The organism is Rathayibacter sp. AY2B9, from assembly GCF_002931595.1.
Lineage (GTDB): Bacteria > Actinomycetota > Actinomycetes > Actinomycetales > Microbacteriaceae > Rathayibacter.
Map to the genome: position 1 here is coordinate 142,097 of NZ_PSUB01000003.1, position 24,760 is coordinate 166,856.

Below are 24,760 nucleotides of genomic sequence, written 5' to 3' on the forward strand. Positions count from 1 at the left end.
GACGGCCGGGCGGAGCGCATCGTCGCACGCATCCGCGCGTGGCGGACAGCGCTCATCGGGTGCGCCCGACCACGCTGGCCACGAGCGGGCGGACCTCGTTGCGGAAGGCCTCCGACACCGCGGGCGTCTCCAGCGCCGCCCAGGCGCGGTCTGCGAACTGGTTCGCGAGCCCCTCGGCGTAGCTGCGGGCGCCGCACTCCTCGAGGATGCCGCGCACCTTCTCCGCGGTCTCGGGCGCGAGGTGCTCGTCGCCGATCAGCGCCTCGATGTCGGGCCAGCAGTCGGTGCCGGCCGCGTGGGCGATGAGGACGGTGCGCTTGCCCTCGCGGAGGTCGCCCAGCGTGGTCTTGCCGGTCTGCCCCTCCGAGCCGAAGACGCCGAGCAGGTCGTCGACGATCTGGTAGGCGATGCCGATCCAGCGGCCGAACTCGCCGAGCGCGTCCACCGCGGCGTCCGAGGCCCCGGCGAGGATCGCTCCGGCCTGCAGCGGCGCCTCGAAGGAGTAGACGGCCGTCTTGAGGCGCTCCATCTCGAGCACCTCGTCGACCGAGGGCATGCCCGGCATGAGGGAGAAGTCCACGTCGGCCAGCTCGCCCGCGGCTGAGGCGAAGACGGCCTCGTCGAGCAGGGTGAGCAGGCGGGCCCGCACGCCGTCGGAGGCGCCGACGCCCTCGACGAGGCGGTGGGCGCCGGTGAGGGCGAGGTCCCCGGCGATCACGGCCACCGAGGTCCCGCGGTGCTCGGCGATCGGGATGGAGAGGCCCGCGGTCGTCGCCTCGTCGCGGTAGCTGCCCGAGACGTTCGGGCCGCCGCGGCGCACGAAGTCGCGGTCGATCACGTCGTCGTGCACGATCAGCGCGGTGTGCAGCAGCTCGAACGCCGCGCCGAGATGGGCGGCGGCCTCCGGATCCTGGCCGCCGTGGGCCTCGTACGCCGAGATCACCATCAGCGGGCGGAAGCGCTTGCCGCCGCGGGTGTTGGCCTCCAGCGTCTGCCAGAGGGTCAGGTAGCGGGGTCCGAGACGCACCGCCCGGGACCTCGCCAACGAGAAGAACCTGTCCAGGACGGCATCGACGTGCTCCTGCCTCAACCGGGACAGAACCACGGGGTCGCGCGTATCCACGGGGGAAGGCTAACAAAGGGGAGAACCAGGACGATAAGCCGGCTGATGTGTTGCGGCGTGCTTGACTTGCGGGTATGACTTCGCCAGCCGCCACTGTGCAGACGGACCGGATCGAGCAGGTGGTCCTCCTCGACGAGGCCGGGAACGCCGTGGGGGTCGCCGACAAGGCGACCGTGCACGACACGGCCACTCCCCTGCACCTCGCGTTCTCCTGCCACGTCTTCTCCCCGGACGGCGCGCTTCTGGTGACCCGCCGCGCACTCGAGAAGCGCACCTGGCCGGGCGTCTGGACCAACTCCTTCTGCGGGCACCCCGCCCCGGGCGAGCGGATCGAGGACGCCGTCGTCCGCCGGGCCGAGCGCGAGCTCGGCGCCCGGCTGGCCACGCTGGAGGTCGCCCTGCCGGACTTCCGCTACCGCGCGATCGACGCGTCCGGCGTCGTCGAGAACGAGATCTGCCCCGTCTACACGGCGACACTGTCGAGCCGCGACGCCCTCGATCCGCGCCTCGACGAGGTCATGGACTACGAGTGGGTCGACGCCGAGGCGACGCTCGCCGCCGTCCGCTCGACCCCCTGGGCGTTCTCCCCCTGGCTCGTGCTGCAGCTCCCCCGCCTGCTGGGCTGACCCCTACGCCCTGATCCCTGCGCCGGCGTCAGTCGGTGTAGACGTCCGTGCGGTGGAAGTTGAGCGCCGACCGCGACGCGGTCGGACCGCGCTGGCCCTGGTACCGCGAGCTGTACTCCGCCGAGCCGTAGGGCTTCTCGGCGGGCGAGCTGAGGCGGAAGAAGCACATCTGGCCGATCTTCATCCCCGGCCAGAGCGTGATGGGGAGCGTCGCGACGTTGCTGAGCTCGAGGGTGACGTGGCCGGTGAAGCCCGGATCGATGAACCCGGCGGTCGAGTGGGTCAGCAGCCCGAGCCGTCCGAGCGAGCTCTTGCCCTCGAGGCGCGCCGCGATGTCGTCCGGCAGGGACACCTCCTCGTAGGTCGAGCCGAGCACGAACTCTCCCGGGTGGAGGATGAACGGCTCGCCCTGCGGCGTCTCGACCAGGCGGGTCAGCTCGGGCTGGTCCTCGGCCGGATCGATGTACGGGTAGCGGTGATTGTCGAACAGCCGGAAGAAGCGGTCGAGGCGCACATCGACGGACGACGGCTGCAGCATCGACGGATCGTGCGGGGCGAGCCCCACGCGGCCGGAGGCGAGTTCGAGCGAGATGTCGCGGTCGGAGAGGAGCACGCTGCGATCCTAGGGCGTGGCGCGACCCCGGGGCATGGGCCGGCTCCGGGCCTTGCTACGATGTCCTGGTGCGCCCGAGCGGCGCCGCGCGAGTGTAGTTCAATGGTAGAACTTCTGCTTCCCAAGCAGATGGCGCGGGTTCGATTCCCGTCACTCGCTCTCCTCCTCCCCTCGTCTGCGGCCGGTCCTCCGGCCCGATGCGGGCGGCTCCTCCTCCGGCGCTGCAGCGGCGTCCGTCAGCCCCGCGGTATCCGTCAGCCCCGCGGTATCCGTCAGCCCAGCAGCGGCAGCCGCCCGACGATCCTGTCGATCCGGTTCCTCGGCCCCACCAGGCTGACCGCGAGGTACTGCAGCTCGTCGGAGCCGCTCGCCGCCACCGCCTCCCGGTACTCGTCGTACACCCGGGTGGCCTGCGCGGACGCGGGCATGTCGGCGACGAACGTCCCCTCGTGCGCCTCGGCCTTCGCGCGGATCGCGAGCAGGGTGGCCGCGTCGGCGGCGAGGACCGTGCAGCCGGCCCACGGCAGACCGGGATGCAGCGATCCGGACGCGTCGGCGGGGCTCGGTCCGAGCAGTCCCGCGACGTGCGCGGCCGTCGCGGCGCCCACGCAGATCGCGGCGTTCACGGCGCGGCCGGCGGGGAGGGACTCGTCGACGACGACCACCCACTTGAGGCGGGCCGAGCGGGTGGGCGCGGCGGTGTCGATCTCGTCGGGGTGGAAGCCGACGGCGTCGGGGGCGGGGATGGTCATGCTGCTCCTCGGTTCGTGCGAAGTGACGTCACGAAGAGTAGGCAGGAGGGGTCCCCTGCGGCAGGATCTCCGTATGAACGACCAGCAGAACGGCCCAGGAGCGGCACTCGACGAACTCGACGTCCGGATCCTGCAGGTCCTGCAGTCGGATGCACGGATCACGAACCGGGACCTCGCAGCCGCCGTGCACGTCTCGCCCACCACCGCCCTCGACCGCACGAGGAGCCTCCGGCGCCGCGGCGTCATCACCGGCGCGACGCTCACCCTCGACTTCGCGGCCCTCGGGCGCGGCGTGCAGGCGCTGATCGCGGTCCGCATCCGTCCGCCGTCGCGCGAGATCATCGAGGCCTTCCGCGACTGGGTCGCCGGCCTCGACGAGACGGTCGGCGTGTTCGTCACCTCCGGCTCGGAGGACTTCATCATCCACGTCGCCGTCCGCGACAACCAGGACCTCTACGCCTTCGTCATCGACGAGCTGACGCAGCGCCGCGAGATCGCCGATGTGCGCACCTCGGTCGTCTACGAGCACCTGCGCGAGCAGGTCGTCCTGCCGCTGGAGCCGCACGGCCGCGCGGAGCGGTGAGGCGCCCGAGCGGCGTTCCGACGCGACACGCCGGGCGGATCAGTGGCAGCGCGCGGGATCGCGGGACGCAGAGGGCAGGGTGGAGGGGTGACAGAGCTCGTCCAGATCCCGTCGCCGGGCGTCGCCCTCGAGTACGGGCACCCCGGCCGGCCCGTGGTGGTCGTGCTGCACGACGTCTTCGGGCGCCTGCCGTGGCTGGAGCCGTTCGCCGAGGCCGTGGCGAAGCACGGCTACCACGTGCTCGTGCCCGACCTCTACGACGGCTGGGCCACGCTCGCCCCGGAGGACGCGCGCGACCTCGCCGCGATGGCCGCGCAGGACCGCACCCTCGCCGCCGTCGCCGAGGCGGTCGGCACCGGAGTCGCGGCCGGGGCACCGCGCAGCGCCGTCATCGGCTTCGGCTTCGGCGGCCGCCTCGGGCTGCTCGCCGCGGGCACCGGGCTCGTGGACGCGGTGGTCGCGTATTACGCCACCCTGGGTGCGGAGGAGCACGTGCTGGTCCCGTGCCCCACCCTCCTGCATTACGCGCAGAGCGACGAGTGGCCCGCGGGCGACGACCCGGAGTCGTTCGTCGGGCGGCTGAAGGAGTCGGGGACGCCGGTCACGGCGCACACCTACCCGGACACGCAGCGGCACTTCGCGAACGGCAACCTGCGCGACGCGGTCAGCCCCGCCTCCGCGGCGCTCGCCTACGCGCGGACGCTCTCGTTCCTCAATCCGCAGCTCATCGACACCTGAGCTCAGCCCTGCACGTCGTGCAGGTGGTGCTGGACGTCGTGCAGGTAGTAGCGGGCGATCGTGTCGACCGTGAACGCCGCGCCGTCGCTGCGGCGGCCTCGGCGCTGCCACTGGGCGCCGGCGACGGAGTCGAACACCTCGGCGATGCGCTCGGCCGCCTCGACCAGCTCGCGGCCGACCGTCGCGGGGTCCTGCTGGTCGTAGCGCTCCTCCACGGCGGTGACGTCCTGGTCCCAGTTGGGGTAGAGCGGGTCGTCGCCGGCGAGCATCAGCTGCACACGGGTGCGGTAGATGCGGTGCACGTCGCGCACGTGCGCGGCGTACTCGAGCGGCGACCAGGTCTCGTCGTCGGGCCGGCCCGCCGCGTCGTCGCGGTCGAGCACGTAGGGCCAGGCGGCGGCGTTCTCGCGGATGAGCTCGGCGACCTCGTCGGCGTCGACGAGCGAGGCGTCGAAACCGCACTCGAGGCACGGGCGCTCGAGGACCCAGGTCCAGTCCTTGGTGTCGGGAGTGATCGGCATGGCACCAGAGTAGGGCGCCGCCGGATCAGCAGCGCGTCGGGGTCCCCTGCACGGCGCCGCGCTCGCCGTCGGCCGTCCACGGGAGCCGGGGCAGGCCCTCGGCTCCCGCCGCGGCTCCCTGCTCGACCGCGATGGCGGCCAGGGTGCGGGCGACCGTCGCGGCGAAGTCCCCGCCGGGCGTCGAGCTGTTGATCGAGACGGCCACGGTCAGGCCCGAGACCGGGTCGGAGTAGGCCGCGGTGACGAAGCCGGGCGCGAGACCCGAGAAGCCGCGGAGGGGTCCCGCCTCGTGCCCGCCGAGCCCGGCGCGGAGGTAGTCGGCGCGGCCCTGGCCCTGGACGACCGGGTCCTGCCACATGGCGTCGCCCGCGGGATCGGCCGCGAGCCCCGTCGCCAGCCGCCGGAGGTCCTCCAGATCGGTCAGCGCTCCGCCGGCGGCGCCGAGGGCGGACGGGGACGCGGCGGTGACGTCGAGGCGCACGTCGCAGCGCTTCTCCCCGGTCGCCGGGTCGAGCGCGACCGCATAGCCGCGGGGGGACGGAGCGGGCAGGTCGACCTCGGAGGCGCCGGGCAGCTCCGTGCTGCGCAGCCCGTACCGCGGCACCACGTACTGGTCGTAGAGCTCCCCGATGCTCCGACCGGTCACCTGCGCGGCGACGATGCCGGCGAGCAGCGGACCGGTGGCGGAGTCGGACCACGCCGCTCCGGGCTCGGCCGAGGCGCCGCGCACCTGGGCCGCGGCGAGCAGCTCGAGCGTCGGCCACTGCCGCGGGGGGTTCTGGAGCACGGTCGGCCAGAGCGCCGAGCGGAAGTCGGCCAGGCCGGAGGTGTGCGCGCAGAGCTCGCGCAGCGTGAGGCCGTCGATGCCGGGCAGGGAGCGCAGCGTCTCGCCGACGTCGGCGTCGAGGTCGACCCGGCCGGAGTCGGCGAGGGCGAGGACCACGTCGCAGGTCATCGCCTCGGTGCCGCCGGTGCCGAGCCGCAGGTGCGCGTCGGTGGTGAGGGCGGTGGTGCGCTCGTCCGACTCCCAGCCGACCGCGCCCTCCCAGCTGCCGCCCCACGGCGACCAGACCCCGGCGACCGCTCCGGTCGCGCCGGCGACGCCGACCGTCTCGTCGAGGAACCCCGACAGGGCGGAGGCGAGCTCCTCCGACGCCGCCTGCGCGGGCGCCTCCGCCACGCGCGAGGCGGCGGCGGGCGTGCAGCCGGCCAGTGCGAGCACGAGGACCGGGACGACGAGCAGTCCCGTCCGCGTCCGTCTGCGAGATCCCATGCCGTGCGACTCCCCCGTCGTCTGCGAACGGCACCACTGTACGGGGGCTCCGTCGGGCCGGAGAGGGCCGCTGAGCGCGCGATCGCGATTCGTGTCCTGACCGTGACCGGCGGAGTCCACCCCGTTCCCAAACCGGCAGGCGCCGGGTTACGAAGAGAGGGAGTACAGCGCAGAGGCGCTGCTCGAAGGAGGTAAGAGACCATGCGCAGATCCCCCAATCGACTGCTGGCGACTCTCTTCGGAGCCGTCTACGTCGTCGTCGGGCTCCTCGGCTTCGTCGTGACCGGAGGCGTGCAGTTCCTCTCGACCGAAGGCGGGCTCCTGCTCGGCATCTTCGAGGTGAACCCGCTGCACAACATCGCCCACCTGCTCATCGGAGGCGCGCTGCTGATCGCGGGCCTGTCGACCGTCGCCGCGGCGAAGACCGTCAACGTGACCGTCGGAGCGGTGTACCTGCTGCTCGGCATCGTCGGCTTCTTCCTGGTCGACACCGCCCTGAACGTGCTGGCGCTGAACACCGCCGACCACTTCCTGCACCTGGCCAGCGCGCTGGTGCTCCTGGGAGTCGGACTCGGCACCGAGAAGACGGCGAGGACGCGCACCGCAGCGACCGCCTGACCCGGGCGGCACCTGCCGCCCCCCCTCTACTCCGTCCGCCGTGGGCCCGCCGTTTTCCGCGGCGGACGGACTGAACGGCCCCGGACGACACGATGCGGTGTGTCGATCCGGGGCCTCCTCTTCTTCCCCGATCCAGCGAAGGAGCCGCCATGACCACCGTGGCCCGCTGCAACGCCGCTTTCGCCGGACTCGGCGCCGGGCTCGTCCACCTCTCGCTCGCCGCCGGCGGCGAGGGCGTGCAGGCCCCGGTGATCGGAGTGCTCGGTGCCGTCGAGATCCTCTGGGCGGTCCTCGTCCTGGCACGCGGCCGGATCGTCGTGCCGCGCTCCGCGCTGGTCGTCGCGGTCGCCTCCCTGGCGGCGTTCGCCCTCGCTCTGGCCCTCGGCGCACTCGCCGAGCCCCTCCCCGCGCTGGCGGCCGCGGTCCTCCAGCTGATCGCGGTCGCCGTGGTGGCCGTCTCGCTCCGCTCTCCGCGCGTCGAGGAGAAGGCCGTCTCGCCGTCGCGAGCTCTCGTCGGACTCCTGGCCGGCGCGCTCACCGTCTCCGCCCTCGCCACCCCCGCCATGGCCGCCTCCTCGGGCGGCTCGGGCGACATGGGCGGGATGATGCACTCCGTCGTCGACCGCGGACACGGGCACTGACGCCCTCTGGTCCCGGCGGCCCCGCTCGGCTAAGGTAAGGCAGACCTCAGTCGCCGAGGGAGGCCACCGTGTCGAACGTCATCCCGTTCTCCGAGGCCCTGCGCCTGCGCATCGGGCAGTCCGGCGCGGACGACGAGGGCGCCGCCTTCATGACCTCGCTGATGACCGGCTCCGGCAGCCGTGACGACTACATCGCGCTCATCTCGCAGCACTACTTCGTCTACGAGGCACTCGAGGCCGTGGCGGAGGACATGGCCGGCGATCCGGTCGCGGAGCCGTTCCTCTCGGCCAAGCTCACCCGGCTCCCCGCGATCGCGGAGGACCTGCGCTTCCTCGTCGGCGAGGACTGGCGCGAGCGCATCCGCCCGCTGCCCTCGACCAGCGCCTACGTCGACCGGATCCGCACCGTGGCCTCGGGCTGGAGCGGCGGCTTCGTCGCCCACCACTACACGCGCTACCTCGGCGACCTCTCCGGCTGCGCGATCGTCCGCGGGCTGCTGCAGCGGCGGTTCGGCTTCGAGACCAACGGCGTCGGCTTCTTCCTCTTCGGCGAGATCGCCGCACCGTCGGCCTTCCGCGCCACCTACCGCGAGCAGCTCGACGCCGCGGGCTGGGACGAGGAGGAGCGCGAGCGGGTCATCGCGGAGGTCTCGGAGGCGTACCGGCTGACGACGGAGCTGTTCCGCGATCTCGCCCGGACCTGCGCGGCGGCCTGAGGGCCTGCTCCGACGTCCTCCGCGGGGCGTCAGTCCGCGGACGCCTCCGCGACGGCGGCCGGCTCGGCTCGCCGCTCGGACATGAAGCGCAGCACGTCCTTGTCGACGATGATGTCGCTCGGCCGGAGCGGCCGCGTCAGGTAGAGACCCTCGAGGCTCGTGATGCGGCTGAGCGCCACGTAGGTCTGCCCGGGGGCGAAGGCGCGCTGCCCGAGGTCGACCACCGCGGAGTCGTAGGTCTTGCCCTGCGACTTGTGGATCGTGACCGCCCACGCCAGGCGGAGCGGGAACTGCGCGAACTCGGCGACGATCTCGCGGGTGAGCTTCTTCGTCGCGGCGGAGTAGGAGTAGCGGTAGCGCTCCCAGGTCGCGGGCTCGACCTCGTGGACCTCGCCGTCCACCTCGACCCACACCGTCCCCGCGACCTTCGTCACCCGACCGATCGTGCCGTTCACCCAGCGCTGCTCGGAGTCGTTGCGCAGGAACATCACGTGCGCGCCGATCTTGAGCTCGAGGTTCTGGTCCGCGGGATAGGCGCGCCCGCCGAAGTCGCCGCTGATCTCGGCCGACGCGGTCTTCAGCGGGCCCTTCAGCCGCGCGAGCGCCGCCTGGTTGATGCGGTTGACCGTGTCGTTGCGGGTCGCGAGCGTGATCGCGCCGTCGGCCGGAGGCGTCCGCGCGCCCGCCGCGTTCAGCACGTCGGCGATCTCCTTCGTCACCATGCCGAAGCGGACCGCGTTGAGCATCCACTTGAAGCGCTCGTCGCTCTGCCGGTGGATCCGGCCGAGCTCGACGATCCGCAGCGGCGCCTCCTGCCAGACGAGGGCGTCGAAGAACCACAGCGAGCGGTAGCGGTCGGCGAAGTAGGCGCGCTCCTCCGGATCGCCGGGAACGGGTGCGAGCTGGAACGGGTCGCCGAAGAGGACGACCTGCACGCCCCCGAACGGCTCGGAGCGCCGCTGCCGCGCCTGCCGGAGGCTGCGGTCGATCCCGTCGAGCAGGTCGGCGTTGACCATGGAGATCTCGTCGATGACGAGCGTGTCGATGGTGTTGAGGAGCTTGCGCAGCTCGGGCGGCTGGTCGAGGTCGGAGTCGGCGACGACGCCGATCGGCAGTCGGAAGAGCGAGTGGATGGTCTGGCCGCCGACGTTCAGCGCGGCGACGCCGGTGGGGGCGCAGATGACGATCTGCTTGTCGGTGTTCCAGCTCAGGTGGTTGAGCAGGGTGGACTTGCCCGTGCCCGCGCGACCCGTGACGAACAGGTGCTCGCGCGTGTTCTCGATGAGGTCGAAGACCCGCTGCTGCTCGTCGGAGAGGGTCGGCTGAGTCACCGCTCCACTGTACCCGCGGGCCGCCGGGACCCCGGGGCCCGGGGCCCGGGCGCGGATCAGCCGCGCTTCTGGAGGGCGGCCAGGCGGTCGTTGTAGGCCGTGAGCTCGGCCTCTCCGGTGCGGTCGGCCTGGCGGTCGCGGCGCTTGGTCTCGCGGGCGTCGGAGCGGCTCCACATCATCGCGACGACGATCGCGAGCGCGAGGGTGGGGATCTCGCCGATGCTCCACGCGATACCGCCGGCCGCCTGCTGATCGGCGAGCGCGGAGGTGCCCCAGCCCATCGCTCCGTACCAGTCGGCGAGGAGCAGCCCCTCCCCCGTCATCAGCGCGAGGCCGAAGAAGGCGTGGAACGCCATGGTGCCCAGCAGCAGCAGGAGGCGCATCGCGTAGGGCACGCGGTGCACGCTCGGGTCCACTCCGATCAGGACGCTGACGAAGAGGTAGCCGGTGATCAGGAAGTGGACGATCATCCACTCGTGGCCGATGTGGTCCGTGGTGGCCCAGCGGAACAGCGGGGAGTAGTAGAAGCCCCAGAGCGACCCGACGAACAGCAGCGCGGCGACGATCGGGTGCGAGATCGCGGTGGCGAAGCGCGAGTGCACGGCGAGCAGCACCCACTCGCGGGCACCGCGGGAGCCGTCGGTGCGGCGGGCGGCGGCGCGGGCGATGAGCGTGACCGGTGCCGCCGGGACGAGCAGCAGCGGCACCGCCATGGTGAGGACCATGTGCGAGAGCATGTGGGCGCTGAACAGGTACTTCTCGTACGCGTTCACCCCGCCGTTCGTGATGTAGGCCAGGAGGAGCATGCCCGCGATCCAGAGGATCGTGCGGTGCAGGGGCCAGCGGTCGCCGCGGCGGTGCAGGCGCACCACTCCGGCGACGTAGAACGCGATGGCGAAGGAGCAGACCAGGAGCCAGACCAGGTCGATGTTCCAGAGCGTGAGGAAGTTCATCGCGCTCGCGGGCGGCGGCAGGGGCTCGCCCGTCAGCAGCTGGGCCGGGGTCGGATCCGTGAGCTGGCTCGCGGCGATCTGGTCGACCGGGGTCGCTGTGCGCGCGAGAGCCGCGGCGACTCCGGACGCGATCCCCATGAAGGCGATCTCGGCGCCGACGAGCCACCAGAAGCTGCGGCCGCCGACACCGCCGGCGTTCCGCATCCGCTCGATGAGGTAGCGGCGCTGCAGAACGCCGAACAGGCCCAGCGCGACCAGCGCCGCGACCTTGACCAGCACGAGGATCCCGTAGCCGGTCAGCAGGTTGTCGAGAGTGGCGAGCCGGAGCTCGGCGCTGACGTACCCGGACGCCGCGACCACGACGAAGCTCACGAGCGCGAGGCTGGAGTAGCGCTCGATCACGGGCAGCAGGCGGGAGCCGCCGAGCAGGGGCCGCAGGGCGACGACGGTGATGAGGCCGCCCAGCCAGATCGCCGCGAAGACGAGGTGGAGGCCCAGCGCCGTGACGGCGGCGTCGTGCCCGCTCGCTCCGGCCGCGTGCCCCTGCTGCGCCATCGGCAGCAGCGTGAGCAGGGCCAGGCCCGTGACGAAGACGAGCGCGGTCTGGTTGCGGACGGCGAAGCAGAGGACGGTGACGACGGCCGCGAGCAGGGTCGTGATGAGCCAGGCCTGGCCGACCTCGATGCTGCCGATGAAGTAGCTGAGCTTGGTGCCGAAGTCGCGGTCGAGGCTCAGGGGCGTCTGCGTGACGTTGAGGAAGGTGAGGAACCCGGTCACCGCGCTGGCCGCCGCGAAGAAGGCGGCGCTGGCGGCGGCGACGTCGAGGGCGATCGAGAACTCGGTGCGCGGCTCGGGCGCGGCCTCGGCGGGCGCGGGGCGCGCGGGGGCGACCGCGGTGCGCGTCGATCCGGCGCGGGAGGAGGACTGGCCGCCGCGCGAGGACTGGCCGCCGCGCGAGGAGGCGTGAGCGGTCGAAGATCGGGACGAGGACCGGGCGTCGCGGGCGGCGGCGGCGCGGGGGCTCAGCGCGAACAGCGTCAGCACGAGCGAGCCGATCATGCCCGCGGCGCCGAGATTGACGGCCAGCTTGGCGATCGGGAGGCCGTAGCGGACCACGGGGCCGGGATCGTTCAGCAGCGGAGCCGCGGCTCCCCCGCCGAAGGCCAGGGCCGCGAGGAGGGCGACGAGCGCTGCGGCGACGAGCACGAGCGCAGGGCCGACGATCCGGACGGTTCGATTCACCGGTCCAGCCTACGTTCCGCGGCTGATGGGCAGCCGCGTCCGCGGACGATCGGCAGCCGCGTCCGCGGACGACGACGGCCCCGGCGCAGTGCCGGGGCCGTGTCGGAGGGCGCGACTACTTCGCGGCGGCCTTGAGCTTGGTGCCCGCGGAGACCTTGACCGAGTGGCCGGCGGCGATCTGGATGGTCTCGCCGGTCTGCGGGTTGCGGCCGGTGCGCGCGGCGCGGGAGGTGCGCTCGACGGCGATCCAGCCGGGAATGGTGACCTTCACGTCGTTCGACACGGAGTCGGCGAGGGTGGTGAAGAGCGAGTCGAGGACGCCGTTGACGGCGGCCTGGCTCTGGCCGGAGTCGGCGGCGATCTTCGCGACGAGCTCGGTGCGGTTGAGCGACTTGTCAGCCATGGAGTGTCCTCCCAGGACGTTCTCGCTGTCGGAACAGCTGGTTTCGATGGATCGTCCTCGGCCGGGGACGGACGTCCTCAACCGGTCGGACCGTCGGTAACCTACCAGCCCCGCCCCGGATCTCCGGCGATTCCGGCCTCGAGACGCCCGGAACGACGCCGATCGCGCCGGTCGGTCCCTCCACAGGAGGCGCTCGGCGCCTCTCGTCCACCGGTCCGCCGATCGCCTCTCCGCAGAGTCCGCCGCCTGACGAGGATCGGCTCATGACGACGACGGCACTCCTCCCCCTACCCGCTCCGGCCGACGCGGCCCTCCCTCGGCCGCCCCGGCGGCACCCTCCCGCCCACCGGCCGTACGAGCCCGGTCTCGCCGCGCTCGCGCTGGGCCTGCTCGCGCTCGCGTCCTCCGTGCATCCGCTCTGGGCCCTCCCCGCCGTCGCCGTGGCGGTCGCCGCGGTGATCGCGTCCGTGCGGGCGCTGCGGTGGGCGGGCGAGCGGAGGAGCGCGGTGGCCGGGCTCGCCTGCGCGGCTCTCGCGCTGCTCGTCTGCACCGTCACGGCACCCGCCTCCGTGCGGGCGGGCCTCGCCGTGCTGGCCTGGATCGCCGCCCTGCGGCCCGGCTCGTGAGCGGGCGCGGCTCCGGTCCAGCCCGCCTCGCTACAGTGACGGCGGCCCGCGCCCGAGCGGGCCGGGAGGACGGCCACGATGGCTCAGACGGACGGTTGGATCTCGACGGCGATCTGGTGGCACGTCTACCCGCTCGGCTTCACGGGCGCCGAGGCGAGCGCCTCGGAGGGTCCGGGCCCGGACGACGAGCCGCAGCACCGCCTCCGCGCCCTGCTCCCCTGGCTCGACGACCTGCTGGCGCTGGGCTGCAACGGGCTGCTGCTGGGGCCGGTCTTCGCCTCCTCCACCCACGGCTACGACACGGTCGACCACTTCCGGGTCGATCCCCGCCTCGGCGACGAGGCAGACCTCGACGCGCTGATCGCCGCGTGCCGCGAGCGCGGGATCCGGGTGCTGCTCGACGGGGTCTTCAACCACGTGGGACGGGAGCACCCCTGGTGGCGTGCCGCGGTCGCGGCCGGCGAGGGCTCCCCCGAGGCGGCGCGCTTCTCCCGCAGCGAGCGGTCGCAGGAGGTCGACGGCCTCCGCGTCGACGTGTTCGAGGGGCACGACGCTCTGGTCGAGCTCGACAACGGGAACCCCGAGGTCGCGGAGCACGTGTCCTCCGTGCTCGCGCACTGGCTCGAGCGGGGCATCGACGGCTGGCGGCTCGACGCGGCGTACGCGGTCGCGCCGGCGGCCTGGCACGCGGCGATCGACCCGGTGCGGCAGCGCTTCCCCGACGCGTGGTTCGTCGGCGAGGTCATCCACGGCGACTACACCGGCTACGTGCGGGAGTCGGGGCTCGACTCGGTCACGCAGTACGAGCTCTGGAAGGCCGTCCGCAACTCCCTCGAGGAGGCGAACCTCTTCGAGCTGGCCTGGTCCCTGAAGCGCCACGACGACTTCGTCCGCGAGTTCCTGCCCCTGACCTTCGTCGGCAACCACGACGTGACCCGGATCGCCAGCGCCGTCAGCGACGAGCGCCACCACGGCCACGCCACGGCGATCCTCGGCTTCGTCGCCGGCGTGCCGAGCATCTACTCCGGCGACGAGCGGGGCCTGCGCGGCGTCAAGGAGGAGCGGATCGGCGGCGACGACGCGATCCGCCCGGAGTTCCCGGCCGATCCCGCCGAGTGGCCGGGCGGGGAGGCCTACCGGGCCCACCAGGAGGTCGCCGCGTTCCGCCGACGGAAACCGTGGCTGGTCGGCGCGAGCACCCGCACGGTCGACCTCTCCAACACCGCCGTGATGCTCGTGGCGGAGGGCCCGGAGGGACGCACCGCGCGGCTCGCGCTGAACATCGGCGACGAGACGGCGACCGTCGGCGGCGTCCAGGTCGCTCCCCACTCCTGGTCGCTGCACGACTGACCCGGCGCGCGGGCGGCCCGGCAGTGCGCGACGGAGCGTCGACCTCCGGGGGCCCGTCCTCTACGCTCGGGCGCATGCCGAGACCTGCACGAGGACCCTCCGACGGGCGAGCCGACTCGATCGACGACGCCGGGATGCCGGCGTCCGGACTCGAGCAGGCGTTCGCCGCCCCCGTCGACCCGGAGAGCGACCCCGGACCGGGCGAGAGGAGCGGCCTGTCGAGCCGCATCGCCCAGGAGCTGCTCGAGGACGGCTTCGGCCTCGATGCGAGTGACGAGGAGGCCCCGTCCCGCGCCGTGGAGATCGACGATCCCGCCCGCGCCGTGGGTGACGATCCCGCCCACCCCGTGCACGGCTCGATGTCCGGCGAGTTCGAGCGCCGCTGAGCCCGGCCGCCGTCGGTCGGTCGTCGTCTGCCCGGCGGCACTGCTCGGCCCGCCGGCCGTCGTCACCCCGCCGGTACCGCGCCGCCGGCCGCCGGAGCCGGATCCGGGCCGGCCGCCTGCAGCTCGGCGAGGAATCCGGGCCGGAGCACGCGCGCCTCGATCGACGCGGCTCCCGAGGTCCAGCCGTCGCCGAGCGGACGCTCGGGCGTGAGCAGCACGTGGCCCGGCGTCCCGGCTCGGCCGAGGACGGCGGCGACGCGGCCCTCCGGATCGTAGAGGGCGTGGTCGACGAGCGGCCCGTAGACGGCGTGCACCGCGAAGTCCTCGCGGCTGCCGAGGAGGACGGGCAGCAGCTCCTCGCCCGGGCGCAGGCCGTGGGGCCACCAGCGGAAGCGCTCGACGAGCTCGTGGCAGGCGGCGCACGAGGGCGAGAAGAAGACGAGGTGCGTCGCCGGGCGGGACAGCTCCTCGAGCGTCAGGAGCTCGCCGGCCACCGTGACGAACGCGAGGTCGGCGGCCGAGAGGTCGCCCTCATGCGCGGGCCCCGGCGCGGACTCCCGATCGGCTGCGGACAGGCGGGCGGCCGCCCGGACGCGAGCGGCCGTCGACGCCGCACGGCGGTCGCGCACCAGCACGAGCGAGACCGCGGCGAGAGCGGCGGCGAGCCCGGACGCCGCCGCCGAGGCACCGCCGCCGCCGAGCAGCGCGGCCGGAGCGAGCCCGCCGAGCGCCCCGGCGACCGCCAGCGCGAGCAGCACCGCGTTCCTCGCGACGGTGCGTCCGGTCATCCGCGCCGAGCCCAGCCCGCCGAAGCACTCGCAGTCGACGTCCTCCGTCGCGCGGACCGCGCGGACGGCGACGACGAGGAACACGGCGTCGAGGAGCGCCACCGGCACGAGGGCGGCACGGTGCGCCGGAGCTGGCGCCAGCACCACCGCGGCGCCCAGCGCGATCTCGACGACGGGGAAGGCGGCCGCGAACCAGCCGCGGCGCCGGAGGAGGAGGGGGACCCCGAGCGCCTCGAGGCTCGCCCGGAACCGCTCCGTGCGGCCGAGCTTCAGGGCGCCGCTGACGCCGAGCACCGCGCCCGCGCACCACGCGGCGATCGCGAGAACCGCCTCCAGCATCCGTCGCCCTCCTCGCTCGGCATCGACCCGCGCGACGCTACCGGCGCGGACCGGCCTCCCGCGGCCGAGGCGGGGAACGGGGCGGAGACGGCGCGATCCGGCGCGTTCCGTCCGCCCGACGAGCCGCTGCCGGCGCATCCGGCGCCCTGATCCGTCCAGGCGCGGCGCCCCCGGGCTCCCTCCCGGTCCCGGACGGCCGCTCCGCCGTACACTGCGAGAGGATCGGAGGGGTCATGCGGGGACGGCGAGCGCGCGACGAGCGGCACGGCACGGCGGCGAGTCCGCCTGCGGCCGCCGCTCCCCCGGCTGCGGTCACGGCTCCGGCCCCCTCGGACTCGCCGGACGACGCCTCGGGCGACGTCTCGACCGGGATGCGGATCGCCGCCGCCTGGTCGTGGCGCTTCCTCGCCGTCGCCGGGCTCCTCTACCTCCTCGTGCGCCTCGTCTCGCTGCTGCCCGTGATCGTCGTGCCGGTGCTGATCGCGCTGCTGCTCACCGCGCTCCTCACCCCGCTGCGGAACCGGCTCGAGCGCCTGCGGCTCCCCCGCCCGCTCGCGGTCCTGGTCTCGATCGTCCTGATGCTCCTCCTGCTGACCGGCCTCGTCGGGCTGGTGGTCGTGCAGTCCCGCTCCGGCTTCAGCGGAGTGGGACAGCGTGCCCTCGACGCGGTCGACGCCGTCGAGGCGTGGCTGCGGAGCCCGCCGCTGTCGTTCTCGGACGTGCAGCTCTCGGACTGGGCGCAGCGCGCGGTCGACTGGGCCGACGCGCAGGCGTCGACGATCGCGTCCGGCGCCCTCGCCGTCGGCTCCCAGCTGGCCGAGGTCTTCGCAGGGACCCTCCTCACCCTGTTCTCGCTGATCTTCCTGCTCCTCGACGGCCGCCGGATCTGGCACTGGTTCCTCCGCCTCCTCCCCCGCCGCGCGCGCCCCGCGATGGAGCGCGGCGGCGCCGCCGGCTGGCGGACCCTCAGCCAGTTCGTGATCGCGCAGCTCGGCGTCGCCGGGATCAACGCCGTCGGCATCGGCATCGGCGCGCTCGCGCTGCAGCTGCCGCTCGTCGTGCCGATCGCGATCGTGGTGTTCCTCGGCTCGTTCGTCCCGATCCTCGGTGCGATCGTGACCGGTGCGCTCGCCGCACTGGTCGCTCTGCTGTTCAGCGGGCCCGTCGCCGCGCTGGTGATGGTCGGCGTCGTGATCCTGGTGCACCTGCTCGAGGGGCACGTGCTGCAGCCGCTCATCCTCGGGACCGCCGTGAAGGTGCATCCGCTCGCCGTGGTGCTCGGAGTCGCGACCGGGCTCGAGGTGGCCGGGCTCGCCGGAGCGCTGTTCGCGGTGCCGACCATCGCGACGCTGAACGCGGCGGTCACCGCCATGCGGGCGCGCGCGCCCGGCGCGGAGTGAGCGCGTTCGATCCGGCCGCCCGACCCGGATCGACGGTGCTGCCCGCCCTCGCCTGCCCGGTCTGCGGCGGCGCGCTCGCCCCCGATGCGCTGCCCCGCCCCTCCTCGCTCCGCTGCCCCCTCGGGCACAGCGCCGACCTCGCGCGCCAGGGCTACGCCTCGCTCCTGCGCGGGAGGCACGCGACCTCGGGCGACACCACGGCGATGGTGCAGGCCCGCGCCGACCTGCTCGGCTCCGGCCACTACCGGGTGATCCAGGACGCGGTCGCCGCGGCCGTCCCCGCCGGCGCACGGCTCGTGGTCGACCTGGGCTGCGGCACCGGGGCGTACCTCGCGGCCGTGCTCGAGGCGCATCCAGCGGCGGACGGGCTGGGCCTGGACCTCTCGGCCCCGGCCGCCCGCCGCGCCGCCCGCGCGCACCCCCGGGCGGCGATCGCGACCGCCGACCTCTGGCAGCCCCTCCCGCTGGCCGACGCCTCCGCCGACGCGCTGCTCACCGTCTTCGCGCCGCGGAACGCCCCGGAGATGCGGCGGGTGCTCCGTCCGGGCGGCGTCGCCGTCGTCGTCACTCCGCGCGAGAGGCACCTCCACGAGATCCGCGAGCGGTTCGGGATGCTCGGCATCGACGCCGGCAAGGCGGAGCGGCTCGACGAGCAGCTGGCGGGGTTCGCGCTCGGGGAGCGCATCGAGCTGGACACGACGGTGCTGATGAGCGTCGACCAGCTGCGCGCCGAGGTGCTGATGGGGCCGAGTGCCCACCACGTGGATCCCGAGGCGCTGGACGCTCGGCTCGCGGCGGTGGAGGGGACGACCGCGGTGACGGTCGCGGTCACCGTGTCGCGCTTCGTGCGCGCGGAGTAGCGGCGGGCGCGCCGTCGGCCCCGCGTCAGTACGTCTCGCGCAGGCGCTCCTGGTCGACCACCGCTTCGCGGTCCGCGAGGCGGCGCAGGCCCGCGAGGGGCTGGGCCATCCGGTGGTTGCCGCGGAGGACCGGCTCGGCCCGGTCGAGGAAGGCCCAGTACCCGGCGGTCACCGGGCAGGCGTTCTCGCCCAGGCGCACCTTCGGGTCGAAGCGGCAGCCGCCGCAGTAGTCGGACATCCGGTTGATGTAGGCGCCGCCCGAGGCGTACGGCTTCGTCGCGACGACGCCGCCGTCGGCGTGCTGGGACATCCCGATCACGTTCGCGGGCATCACCCACTCCGTGCCGTCGACGAAGACGTCCACGAACCAGTCGTTGAGCTCCGCCGGATCCCACCCCCGCTGCAGTCCCCAGTTGCCGAGCACCATCAGGCGCTGGATGTGGTGCGCCCAGCCGTGCCGGTGCACGTCGTCGAGCGTCTCGTGCAGGCAGTTCGCCTCGATGCCGCTCGGGTCGAGAGCGAGCAGCTCGGCGGGCAGCGGCGTGGAGGCGCCGAGCGCGCGGCTGCGGTTCCGGTACTCCGGCCCGAGGTGCCAGAACAGGTTCCAGACGTAGTCGCGCCAGCCGAGGATCTGGCGGATGAACCCCTCCGTCGCCGCGATCGGCGCGCCCCCGGCGGCGTACTCCGCCTCGGCCGCCTCGACGACCGTCCGCGGATCGAGCACGCCGAGGTTCATCGGGGCGCTGAGCAGCGAGTGCGCCATCGTCCAGTCGCCCGAGAGCATCGCGTCCTCGTAGGTCCCGAAGTCGCCCAGGCGCGACGACACGAAGTCGGCGAGCGCCGCCTCTGCCTCGGCGGGCGTCGCGGCGAAGCGGCGCGGACCGTCGGCGCCGACCAGGCGGACCGCCCCCTCGGCCTCCCAGCGCGCGAGGTCGGCGCGCACCTCCTCGTCGATGTCGTCCTCCTCCGGCCACCACGGGTCCGGCAGGCCGAGCCGGGAGGCGCCCTTGGGCGGAGGCTGGCGGTTGTCGTGGTCGTAGTTCCAGCGGCCGCCCTCGGGCTGGTCGCCGCGCATCAGCACGCCGGTGCGCTCGCGGCTCCACCGGTAGAAGTCCTCCAGCAGCAGGCGCTTGCCCGAGCGGGAGAGCGCCCACTCGCGGAAGTCCTCCTCGGCCGTGATGAAGCCGCGGCTGGGCAGAACGCTCATGCCGAGCCTGCGGGCGAGGCGGCGGCCGCCGCGGGTGGGCGGGTCGATCACCTCGAGGTCGTCGCGCCCGGCGAGGGCCTCGCCGAAGGTCTCGGAGCGGACGTACTCGGCGCGGTCCCCGAGCTCGCGGGCGCGGTGGCGGAGCGCCGACAGCAGCAGCTGCGCCTTGGCGCGGTGCATCGGGCGGCGCCCGAACGCCGATCGGGCCTCGACCAGCAGCATCGGACCGCCGTCGTCGAAGGCCGGTCCGAGCTGGCCGATGACGCTCCAGCGGGTGCGAGGGGGTCTGCTCATCCTCGGAGGCTAGGCGGGCGGATCCGGCACCGGTAGGAGTTGCGCGGCACGGATGTGCAGCCGCCACGTCTTGCACCCCCGCCCCAGATGCAGAAGTCTCGGAGCGAGCGCGGCCGATCCGACCGCGCACCGACGCGACGAAGCGAGGAGGCCGCCATGGCCCACCACGACCACGACAACGAGCACCACGAGGGTCACGAGCACCACGACCACCACGAGGGTCACGACGAGCACACCGCCGGCCACGGCCGTCACGTCGCCGAGGGCACGAGCAACGAGGACACCGAGGGCGGCGAGTACACCTCGACGGAGGGCGTCTCGCACACCGCCGGCGAGGCCGAGGGCAGCTACGTCGACACCTCGGTCAACGAGCAGAGCACCGCCGACAAGGGCAGCTACGTCGACACCAGCGCCGCGGGCACCTCCGCCGAGGGCGAGGGCGAGTACACCGACCGCGACGAGTGACCCGCGCCCGGGCGCCGCGCGTCCCGCCGGTGTCCCGGCGGGGAGCCGGCGCCTCGGCGGGACGCGGTGGTCCGCCGGCGCTTCAGGCGGGCTTCAGCGGGGCCGCGGCTAGCCTGGGCTCGCGCGGACCCCCGCGCGCCGAGCCCGGGGAGGCCGCCATCCGCATCCTGGTCGTCGACGACGAGATCAACCTGCTCCGCGCCCTCGAGACGGGCCTGGAGGCCGAGGGCTTCGCCGTGGACACCGCCACCACCGGCACCGACGCCCTCTGGTACGCGCAGGAGGCCGACTACGCCGCCATCGTCCTCGACCTGATGCTCCCGGACGTCAGCGGCTTCCGCGTCTGCGAGCGGCTGCGCGCCGCCGAGGACTGGACCCCGATCCTGATGCTCACCGCGAAGGACGGCGACCTCGACCAGGTCGAGGCCCTCGACACCGGCGCCGATGACTACCTCACCAAGCCGTTCTCGTTCCCGGTGCTCGTCGCGCGGCTGCGCGCCCTCATCCGCCGCGGAGCCGCCGAGCGGCCCACGGTGCGCGTCGTCGGCGATCTCGTGCTGGATCCGGCCTCCCGCACCGTCGAGCGGGGCGGAGTCGCCGTGCCGCTGACCGCGCGCGAGTTCAGCGTCCTCGAGTACTTCGTCTCGCGGGCGGGCGAGGTCGTCTCCAAACGCGACGTCCTCGGAGCCGTCTGGGACTTCGACTACGACGGCGACCCGAACATCGTCGAGGTCTACGTCCGCACCCTGCGCAACAAGATCGACCGGCCCTTCGGCCGCGACACCCTCCGCACCCGGCGCGGGGCGGGCTACACGCTGGTGGCCGGGTGAGCCGCCGGAGCCTGCGGACCCGCATCACCGCGGCCGCGACCGCCGTGGTGGCCGCCGCCGCGCTCCTCGGGAGCGTGCTCTTCGTCCTGATCCTCTCCTCCGTGCTCGCCTCGAGCGCCGCCTCCGCCGCCGACGCCGAGGCGGAGCGGGTCGCGGCGCTGGTCGAGCAGGGCGGCCCGGAGGCCGTCCGCGGCTCGGAGGGACTGGTCCAGCTCGTGGTCGACGGGCGGGTCGCCGCCGCGGGCGGGGACGCGGAGGACCTCCCTCCGCTCGCGCTGGCCGAGAGCGACGACCCGGTCACGGTCGACGTGGACGACGAGGGGGCGGTGGTGGTCGCCGCCCGCGAGCTCGACGACGACTCCCTCGTGGTGGTCGGCGTGCCCGACGAGGGCCGCGAGGAGGCGGTGTCCACGACGATCGGGCTGCTCGCGGTCGCCGTCCCGCTGCTGATCGCGCTGGTGGCGGTGGTGTGCGCCGTCGTCGTCGGCCGGGCGCTGCGCCCCGTGGAGCGGATGCGCGAGGAGGCCGAGGCGGTCACCTCCTCCGCCCTGGACCGCCGGATCGCCGCTCCCGGCTCCGGCGACGAGGTCGACCGGCTGGCGCACACCCTCAACCGGATGCTCGATCGGCTGCAGAGCGGGCAGGAGCGGCAGCGGCGCTTCGTCTCGGACGCCTCGCACGAGCTGCGCTCCCCCGTCGCGGCGCTGCGCCAGACCGCGGAGGTGGCGCTCGCGCACCCGGACCGGCTCGACTCCGCCCGGCTGGCGAGGACGGTCGCGGAGGAGTCGGTGCGGCTCGGCGGGCTGATCGAGGGCCTGCTGCTGCTCGCCCGGGCGGACGAGGCGCGCCTGGCCGTGGCGGCGGCTCCCGTGGACCTCGACGACCTCGCCCTCGGCGAGGTGCGGCGCCTGCGCGACTCCGGAGCCCGCGTCGACGCGAGCGGGATCTCGCCCGTGCAGGCGGTGGCCGACGAGGCCCTGCTCTCGCGGGCGCTGCGGAACCTGGTCGACAACGCGGTGCGGCACCGCTCCTCGCAGCTGGCGCTCTCGACCCGGATCGACGGAGCGGAGGCGGTGCTCGCGGTGGACGACGACGGGCCGGGGATCCCGGCGGCGGAGCGCGAGCGGGTGCTCGAGCGCTTCGTCCGCCTCGACGAGGGCCGGACGCGCGACGCCGGAGGGTCGGGCCTCGGCCTGGCGATCGTCGCCGGGATCGCGCGGGCCCACGGCGGACGGGTCGTCGTCGGCGACTCGGAGCTAGGCGGCGCCCGGGTCGAGGTGCGGGTGCCGCTCGTCCGCTGAGCGGGCGCTTCAGGCCTGCTTCAGCGCCCGACCGCGAGAGTGCTGGAGGCGTCGACGAGCGGCGCCGGGATGGAGCCATCGTGCAGAAGAAGACGAAGATCATCGCCGGGATCGCCGGAGCGGTCGTGCTGATCGGAGCCGGGACGGGCATCGCCTACGCCGCGACCGACGGCTTCGAGGGATCCGACTCCCTCACCGGCAGCGACCTGGACCGCGCGAGCGAGGCCGCGCTCGCCGAGATCGGCGGCGGGACCGTCACCTCGGCCGAGCGCGACGACGACGGCGCCACCGGCTACGAGCTGGACCTGACCGACCGCGACGGCCTCGAGTACGAGGTGCGCCTCGACGATTCCTTCGCCGTCCTGTCCGTCGACCCCGACGACCGCGCCCTCCAGGCCGGCTCGGGCGACGACGGCGTGCCTGCCGGCGACCCGACCGCGGCCGCCGTGGACCCGGACGACCTCACCGGCGACGACCTGGCCCGCGCGAGCGAGGCGGCGCTGGGCGCCGTCGGCTCCGGGACCGTCACCGAGGCCGAGCGCAGCGACGACGCCGACCACGCCTTCGAGGTGGAGGTCACCCGCGAGGACGGCACGGACGTGGACGTCGAGCTCGACGCCGCGTTCGCCGTGCTCTCGACGCAGGAGTAGCGCTCTAGCGGCCGCCGGGGCCCTTCGCGGCCCCGGGCGCGGCACCGCTGCCCGCGGGGGCGCCGACGCCGGTCGCCGCACCGCGAGCGCCGGGGCCGTTGCCGTTGCCGCCCGCGTTGCCGTTGCCGTTGCCGTTGCCGGGAGCGTTCCCGCTGTTCCCGGGAGCGTTCCCGCTGTTCCCCGGAGCGTCGCCGCTGCTCCCCGGAGCGTCGTCGCCGGGAGCGGCCGGGGTCTCCTCCGCGGGCTCCTCCGGCTCGGTCGGCGTCTCCTCCGGCTCCGACTCCTCGGGCGAGGGGGCGGGGTCGTCCTCGGTCTCGACGGGGGCCGGCGTGTCCTCCGGCTCCTCCTCGACCGGGGTCGTCTCCTCGGGAGCCGGGGCGGTCGTCTCGGCCGGCGCCGGCTCCGGGGCTCCCGCGATCAGGGCCTCGAGGTCGCCGCGGACGACGTCGACCTGCGTCTGCACCGTCGCTGCGCGGTCGGAGCTGACGGAGCCCTCGGCGAGCGCGGCGTCGAGCGCCGACTGGAGCGAGGCGAGCTCGGTGAGAGCGCCCTGGTAGTCGTCGGCCGAGGCCTTCTCGGCGACAGCCACCACCGCGTCGTCGAGGGTCTGGGCGGTGCCCTCGTCGATGCCCTGCGGCGCGGAGGAGCATCCGCTCAGAAGCAGGACCGAGGCGAGCACGGCGCCGGCGGCGCGCAGTCGGAGGCCCCTCACGAGCGGATGCTCTCGCGCAGCTGACGGAGGTGGTTGCCCAGCTCGCCGTCCACCTGCGGCAGAGGCGACTGGGGACCGTCGATCAGGATGATCGCGAGCCCGACGGCGACCGCGACCAGCGCGAGCACCAGCACGATCAGCCACGGGCTCGGGCCGCGGCGCTGCGGAGGGGCGGCCGCGGAGCGGAGCGGAGCCGTGCGCGGCGCCGAAGCGGTCTGCGGTGCCGGAGCGGTCCGCGGTGCCGGAGCGATCCGCTCGGTCGCGGTGAAGCGCTGCGTCGGAGCGATCGCCTCCGTGGCCGGGTAGGCGTCGGCCGCGAGCCGGCGGGTCGGGTCGAGCGCCTCCGTCCGCGTGATCGGCTCGGTCTCGGCGAGCGGCTCCGTCGACATCACCCGGGTGGCGGGGACGTCGGGGACGACGATGGCCGCCGGCGGGGAGTCGCGCCGCGGATCGATCAGGCGGCGCGCAGACTCCGCCACCTGCAGCGCGGCGGGACGCTCGCCGGGCTCGCGTCGCGTCATCGCGGTCAGGAGCGAGGTCCAGCCGCTGCCGAGCGACTCCGAGACCTCGGGGTCGCGGAGCAGGCGGGCGAGCGTGACCTCGATCGCCGAGCCCGTGAACGGGCGGCGGCCGGTCAGCGACTCCAGGAGCACCAGGCCGAGGGAGTAGATGTCGCTCGCCGAGGTGACCGGGTCTCCGTGCGCCTGCTCGGGGCTGAGGTAGGCGGCGGTGCCGATGAGGGTGCCCGGCGCGGTGATCCGCGTCGCGTCGATGAGGGAGGCGATGCCGAAGTCGGCCAGCTTCGGGCGGAACTCGCGGCTGGTCAGCGGGCTCGGGACGAGCAGCACGTTCGACGGCTTCACGTCGCGGTGCACGACGCCGGCCGCGTGGACCGTGTGCAGCGCCTCGCCGAGGTCGCCCGCCATCGAGGCGACGTCGTTCGGCGCGACCGGGCCCTCGGCGAGCCGCTCGGACAGGCTCGGGCCCTCGGCGAGCTCCATCACCATGTAGGCCTGGCCGTTGGTGTCGTCGCCGCCGTCGTGCGCGTCGTAGAGGGTGACGAGGGCGGGGTGGTTGAGGGCCGCGAGCAGCCGGATCTCGGACGCCTTGCGCTGCAGGTCCTGCGCGTCGTCGATGCCGGGGGCGAACATCTTCAGCGCGACGGAGCGGCCGAGGACGCCGTCTCGCGCCCGGTAGACCGTGGCCATGCCGCCGCGGCCGATGAGCTCCTCGATCGTGTACCGGCCGTCGACCGTCGTCCCGACGATGCGGGTGTCGCCTGTCCGGTGGGATGCCACGGGTCCTCCTCGCGGTCGGCGGCGGGTGTGCCGCGCCCCCCGGTGCGACCGTCGACCCAGGGTAGTACGTCGACCCTGCACGCCGCCCTCCCCCGGCCGGGCTGTCAAGCGGGTGCCCCCG

27 protein-coding genes and 1 tRNA gene are annotated in these 24,760 nt (G+C 74.2%); 16 read left to right on the plus strand and 12 right to left on the minus strand.

Features of this window, described 5'->3' with window-relative positions; all coding sequences use genetic code 11:
- Positions 1–52: 52 nt before the first annotated feature.
- The gene (locus C5C25_RS04905; protein ID WP_244229492.1) at positions 53–1,027 is read right to left on the minus strand and encodes a polyprenyl synthetase family protein; all 975 of its coding nucleotides are present in this window, start codon (positions 1,025–1,027) and stop codon (positions 53–55) included.
- Positions 1,028–1,197: 170 nt separating this feature from the next.
- Between C5C25_RS04905 and idi the strand changes: the two genes are divergently transcribed.
- Positions 1,198–1,749 (plus strand): isopentenyl-diphosphate Delta-isomerase, encoded by a 552-nt coding sequence (gene idi / locus C5C25_RS04910; protein WP_104249913.1) that lies wholly within the window; start codon positions 1,198–1,200, stop codon positions 1,747–1,749.
- A 28-nt stretch (positions 1,750–1,777) separates the two neighbouring features.
- Here idi and dcd read toward each other — a convergent pair whose 3' ends face one another.
- Positions 1,778–2,362 carry a dCTP deaminase gene (gene dcd / locus C5C25_RS04915; RefSeq protein ID WP_104222898.1) on the minus strand — a complete coding sequence of 195 codons (585 nt, stop codon included), beginning with the start codon at positions 2,360–2,362 and terminating at the stop codon, positions 1,778–1,780.
- Between the two features lie 88 nt (positions 2,363–2,450).
- Between dcd and C5C25_RS04920 the strand changes: the two genes are divergently transcribed.
- Positions 2,451–2,521, plus strand: a tRNA-Gly gene (locus C5C25_RS04920).
- 113 nt (positions 2,522–2,634) lie between these two features.
- Here the strand turns inward: C5C25_RS04920 and C5C25_RS04925 are convergent.
- The gene (locus tag C5C25_RS04925; RefSeq protein ID WP_104249914.1) at positions 2,635–3,114 is read right to left on the minus strand and encodes a DUF2000 domain-containing protein; all 480 of its coding nucleotides are present in this window, start codon (positions 3,112–3,114) and stop codon (positions 2,635–2,637) included.
- A 73-nt stretch (positions 3,115–3,187) separates the two neighbouring features.
- Here C5C25_RS04925 and C5C25_RS04930 point away from each other — a divergent pair, with 73 nt between their 5' ends.
- Both C5C25_RS04930 and C5C25_RS04935 read left to right on the plus strand, forming a co-directional pair.
- The gene (locus tag C5C25_RS04930; RefSeq protein ID WP_104249915.1) at positions 3,188–3,697 is read left to right on the plus strand and encodes an Lrp/AsnC family transcriptional regulator; all 510 of its coding nucleotides are present in this window, start codon (positions 3,188–3,190) and stop codon (positions 3,695–3,697) included.
- A gap of 87 nt (positions 3,698–3,784) precedes the next feature.
- Positions 3,785–4,435 carry a dienelactone hydrolase family protein gene (locus C5C25_RS04935; protein WP_104237610.1) on the plus strand — a complete coding sequence of 217 codons (651 nt, stop codon included), beginning with the start codon at positions 3,785–3,787 and terminating at the stop codon, positions 4,433–4,435.
- 2 nt (positions 4,436–4,437) lie between these two features.
- On the opposite strand, the gene C5C25_RS04940 is transcribed toward C5C25_RS04935, so the two are convergent.
- Both C5C25_RS04940 and C5C25_RS04945 read right to left on the minus strand, forming a co-directional pair.
- The gene (locus C5C25_RS04940) at positions 4,438–4,956 is read right to left on the minus strand and encodes a DinB family protein (protein WP_104222903.1); all 519 of its coding nucleotides are present in this window, start codon (positions 4,954–4,956) and stop codon (positions 4,438–4,440) included.
- A 25-nt stretch (positions 4,957–4,981) separates the two neighbouring features.
- Entirely contained in the window at positions 4,982–6,229 is a 1,248-nt protein-coding gene (locus C5C25_RS04945; protein ID WP_104249916.1) for a serine hydrolase, read from the minus strand.
- A gap of 201 nt (positions 6,230–6,430) precedes the next feature.
- Here C5C25_RS04945 and C5C25_RS04950 point away from each other — a divergent pair, with 201 nt between their 5' ends.
- From C5C25_RS04950 to C5C25_RS04960, 3 genes are all read left to right on the plus strand, one after another.
- Positions 6,431–6,847 (plus strand): DUF4383 domain-containing protein, encoded by a 417-nt coding sequence (locus C5C25_RS04950; protein ID WP_104246935.1) that lies wholly within the window; start codon positions 6,431–6,433, stop codon positions 6,845–6,847.
- 149 nt (positions 6,848–6,996) lie between these two features.
- Complete coding sequence (locus C5C25_RS04955; protein WP_104249917.1) at positions 6,997–7,488, plus strand: hypothetical protein; 492 nt, start codon at positions 6,997–6,999, stop codon at positions 7,486–7,488.
- 68 nt (positions 7,489–7,556) lie between these two features.
- Positions 7,557–8,204, plus strand: a complete 648-nt coding sequence (locus C5C25_RS04960; RefSeq protein ID WP_104249918.1) for a heme oxygenase (biliverdin-producing) — start codon at positions 7,557–7,559, stop codon at positions 8,202–8,204.
- 29 nt (positions 8,205–8,233) lie between these two features.
- On the opposite strand, the gene C5C25_RS04965 is transcribed toward C5C25_RS04960, so the two are convergent.
- The 3 genes from C5C25_RS04965 to C5C25_RS04975 all read right to left on the minus strand — a co-directional run bounded on the left by C5C25_RS04965 (position 8,234) and on the right by C5C25_RS04975 (position 12,133).
- Complete coding sequence (locus C5C25_RS04965) at positions 8,234–9,535, minus strand: ATP-dependent RecD-like DNA helicase (RefSeq protein WP_104249919.1); 1,302 nt, start codon at positions 9,533–9,535, stop codon at positions 8,234–8,236.
- Positions 9,536–9,591: 56 nt separating this feature from the next.
- Complete coding sequence (locus C5C25_RS04970) at positions 9,592–11,730, minus strand: bifunctional copper resistance protein CopD/cytochrome c oxidase assembly protein (RefSeq protein WP_258069342.1); 2,139 nt, start codon at positions 11,728–11,730, stop codon at positions 9,592–9,594.
- 115 nt (positions 11,731–11,845) lie between these two features.
- On the minus strand, positions 11,846–12,133 hold the full coding sequence (locus C5C25_RS04975) for an HU family DNA-binding protein (RefSeq protein WP_056037903.1): 288 nt from the start codon (positions 12,131–12,133) through the stop codon (positions 11,846–11,848).
- A gap of 263 nt (positions 12,134–12,396) precedes the next feature.
- Here C5C25_RS04975 and C5C25_RS04980 point away from each other — a divergent pair, with 263 nt between their 5' ends.
- The 3 genes from C5C25_RS04980 to C5C25_RS16780 all read left to right on the plus strand — a co-directional run bounded on the left by C5C25_RS04980 (position 12,397) and on the right by C5C25_RS16780 (position 14,495).
- On the plus strand, positions 12,397–12,759 hold the full coding sequence (locus C5C25_RS04980; RefSeq protein ID WP_104249920.1) for a hypothetical protein: 363 nt from the start codon (positions 12,397–12,399) through the stop codon (positions 12,757–12,759).
- A 78-nt stretch (positions 12,760–12,837) separates the two neighbouring features.
- A complete protein-coding gene (locus C5C25_RS04985) occupies positions 12,838–14,109 on the plus strand; it encodes an alpha-amylase family glycosyl hydrolase (RefSeq protein ID WP_104249921.1) in 1,272 nt (423 codons plus the stop codon).
- 74 nt (positions 14,110–14,183) lie between these two features.
- Positions 14,184–14,495: a hypothetical protein gene (locus tag C5C25_RS16780; protein ID WP_146079427.1), complete on the plus strand. Its 312-nt coding sequence runs from the start codon at positions 14,184–14,186 to the stop codon at positions 14,493–14,495.
- A 62-nt stretch (positions 14,496–14,557) separates the two neighbouring features.
- Here C5C25_RS16780 and C5C25_RS16785 read toward each other — a convergent pair whose 3' ends face one another.
- Complete coding sequence (locus C5C25_RS16785) at positions 14,558–15,622, minus strand: MauE/DoxX family redox-associated membrane protein (protein WP_104249923.1); 1,065 nt, start codon at positions 15,620–15,622, stop codon at positions 14,558–14,560.
- A 233-nt stretch (positions 15,623–15,855) separates the two neighbouring features.
- Here C5C25_RS16785 and C5C25_RS05000 point away from each other — a divergent pair, with 233 nt between their 5' ends.
- Both C5C25_RS05000 and C5C25_RS05005 read left to right on the plus strand, forming a co-directional pair.
- Positions 15,856–17,022, plus strand: coding sequence for an AI-2E family transporter (locus C5C25_RS05000; RefSeq protein ID WP_104249924.1), 1,167 nt, complete (start codon positions 15,856–15,858; stop codon positions 17,020–17,022).
- Positions 17,023–17,057: 35 nt separating this feature from the next.
- Positions 17,058–17,882, plus strand: coding sequence for a methyltransferase domain-containing protein (locus C5C25_RS05005; protein ID WP_374955568.1), 825 nt, complete (start codon positions 17,058–17,060; stop codon positions 17,880–17,882).
- 25 nt (positions 17,883–17,907) lie between these two features.
- Here C5C25_RS05005 and C5C25_RS05010 read toward each other — a convergent pair whose 3' ends face one another.
- A complete protein-coding gene (locus C5C25_RS05010; protein WP_104246940.1) occupies positions 17,908–19,383 on the minus strand; it encodes a cryptochrome/photolyase family protein in 1,476 nt (491 codons plus the stop codon).
- 156 nt (positions 19,384–19,539) lie between these two features.
- On the opposite strand from C5C25_RS05010, the gene C5C25_RS16435 reads away from it, so the two are divergent.
- From C5C25_RS16435 to C5C25_RS05030, 4 genes are all read left to right on the plus strand, one after another.
- Positions 19,540–19,848 (plus strand): hypothetical protein, encoded by a 309-nt coding sequence (locus C5C25_RS16435; RefSeq protein WP_181133633.1) that lies wholly within the window; start codon positions 19,540–19,542, stop codon positions 19,846–19,848.
- Between the two features lie 158 nt (positions 19,849–20,006).
- Positions 20,007–20,678: a response regulator transcription factor gene (locus C5C25_RS05020; protein WP_104249963.1), complete on the plus strand. Its 672-nt coding sequence runs from the start codon at positions 20,007–20,009 to the stop codon at positions 20,676–20,678.
- Positions 20,675–21,979, plus strand: coding sequence for a cell wall metabolism sensor histidine kinase WalK (locus tag C5C25_RS05025; protein ID WP_104249926.1), 1,305 nt, complete (start codon positions 20,675–20,677; stop codon positions 21,977–21,979). Before C5C25_RS05020 ends, C5C25_RS05025 begins: the two co-directional genes overlap by 4 nt.
- An 80-nt stretch (positions 21,980–22,059) precedes the next feature.
- Positions 22,060–22,629, plus strand: coding sequence for a PepSY domain-containing protein (locus C5C25_RS05030; RefSeq protein WP_104249927.1), 570 nt, complete (start codon positions 22,060–22,062; stop codon positions 22,627–22,629).
- A gap of 4 nt (positions 22,630–22,633) precedes the next feature.
- Here the strand turns inward: C5C25_RS05030 and C5C25_RS05035 are convergent, their stop codons facing one another.
- A complete protein-coding gene (locus tag C5C25_RS05035) occupies positions 22,634–23,341 on the minus strand; it encodes a hypothetical protein (RefSeq protein ID WP_104249928.1) in 708 nt (235 codons plus the stop codon).
- On the minus strand, positions 23,338–24,639 hold the full coding sequence (locus C5C25_RS05040) for a serine/threonine-protein kinase (protein ID WP_104249929.1): 1,302 nt from the start codon (positions 24,637–24,639) through the stop codon (positions 23,338–23,340). The genes C5C25_RS05035 and C5C25_RS05040 overlap by 4 nt, the downstream gene beginning before the upstream one ends.
- Positions 24,640–24,760: the final 121 nt, after the last annotated feature.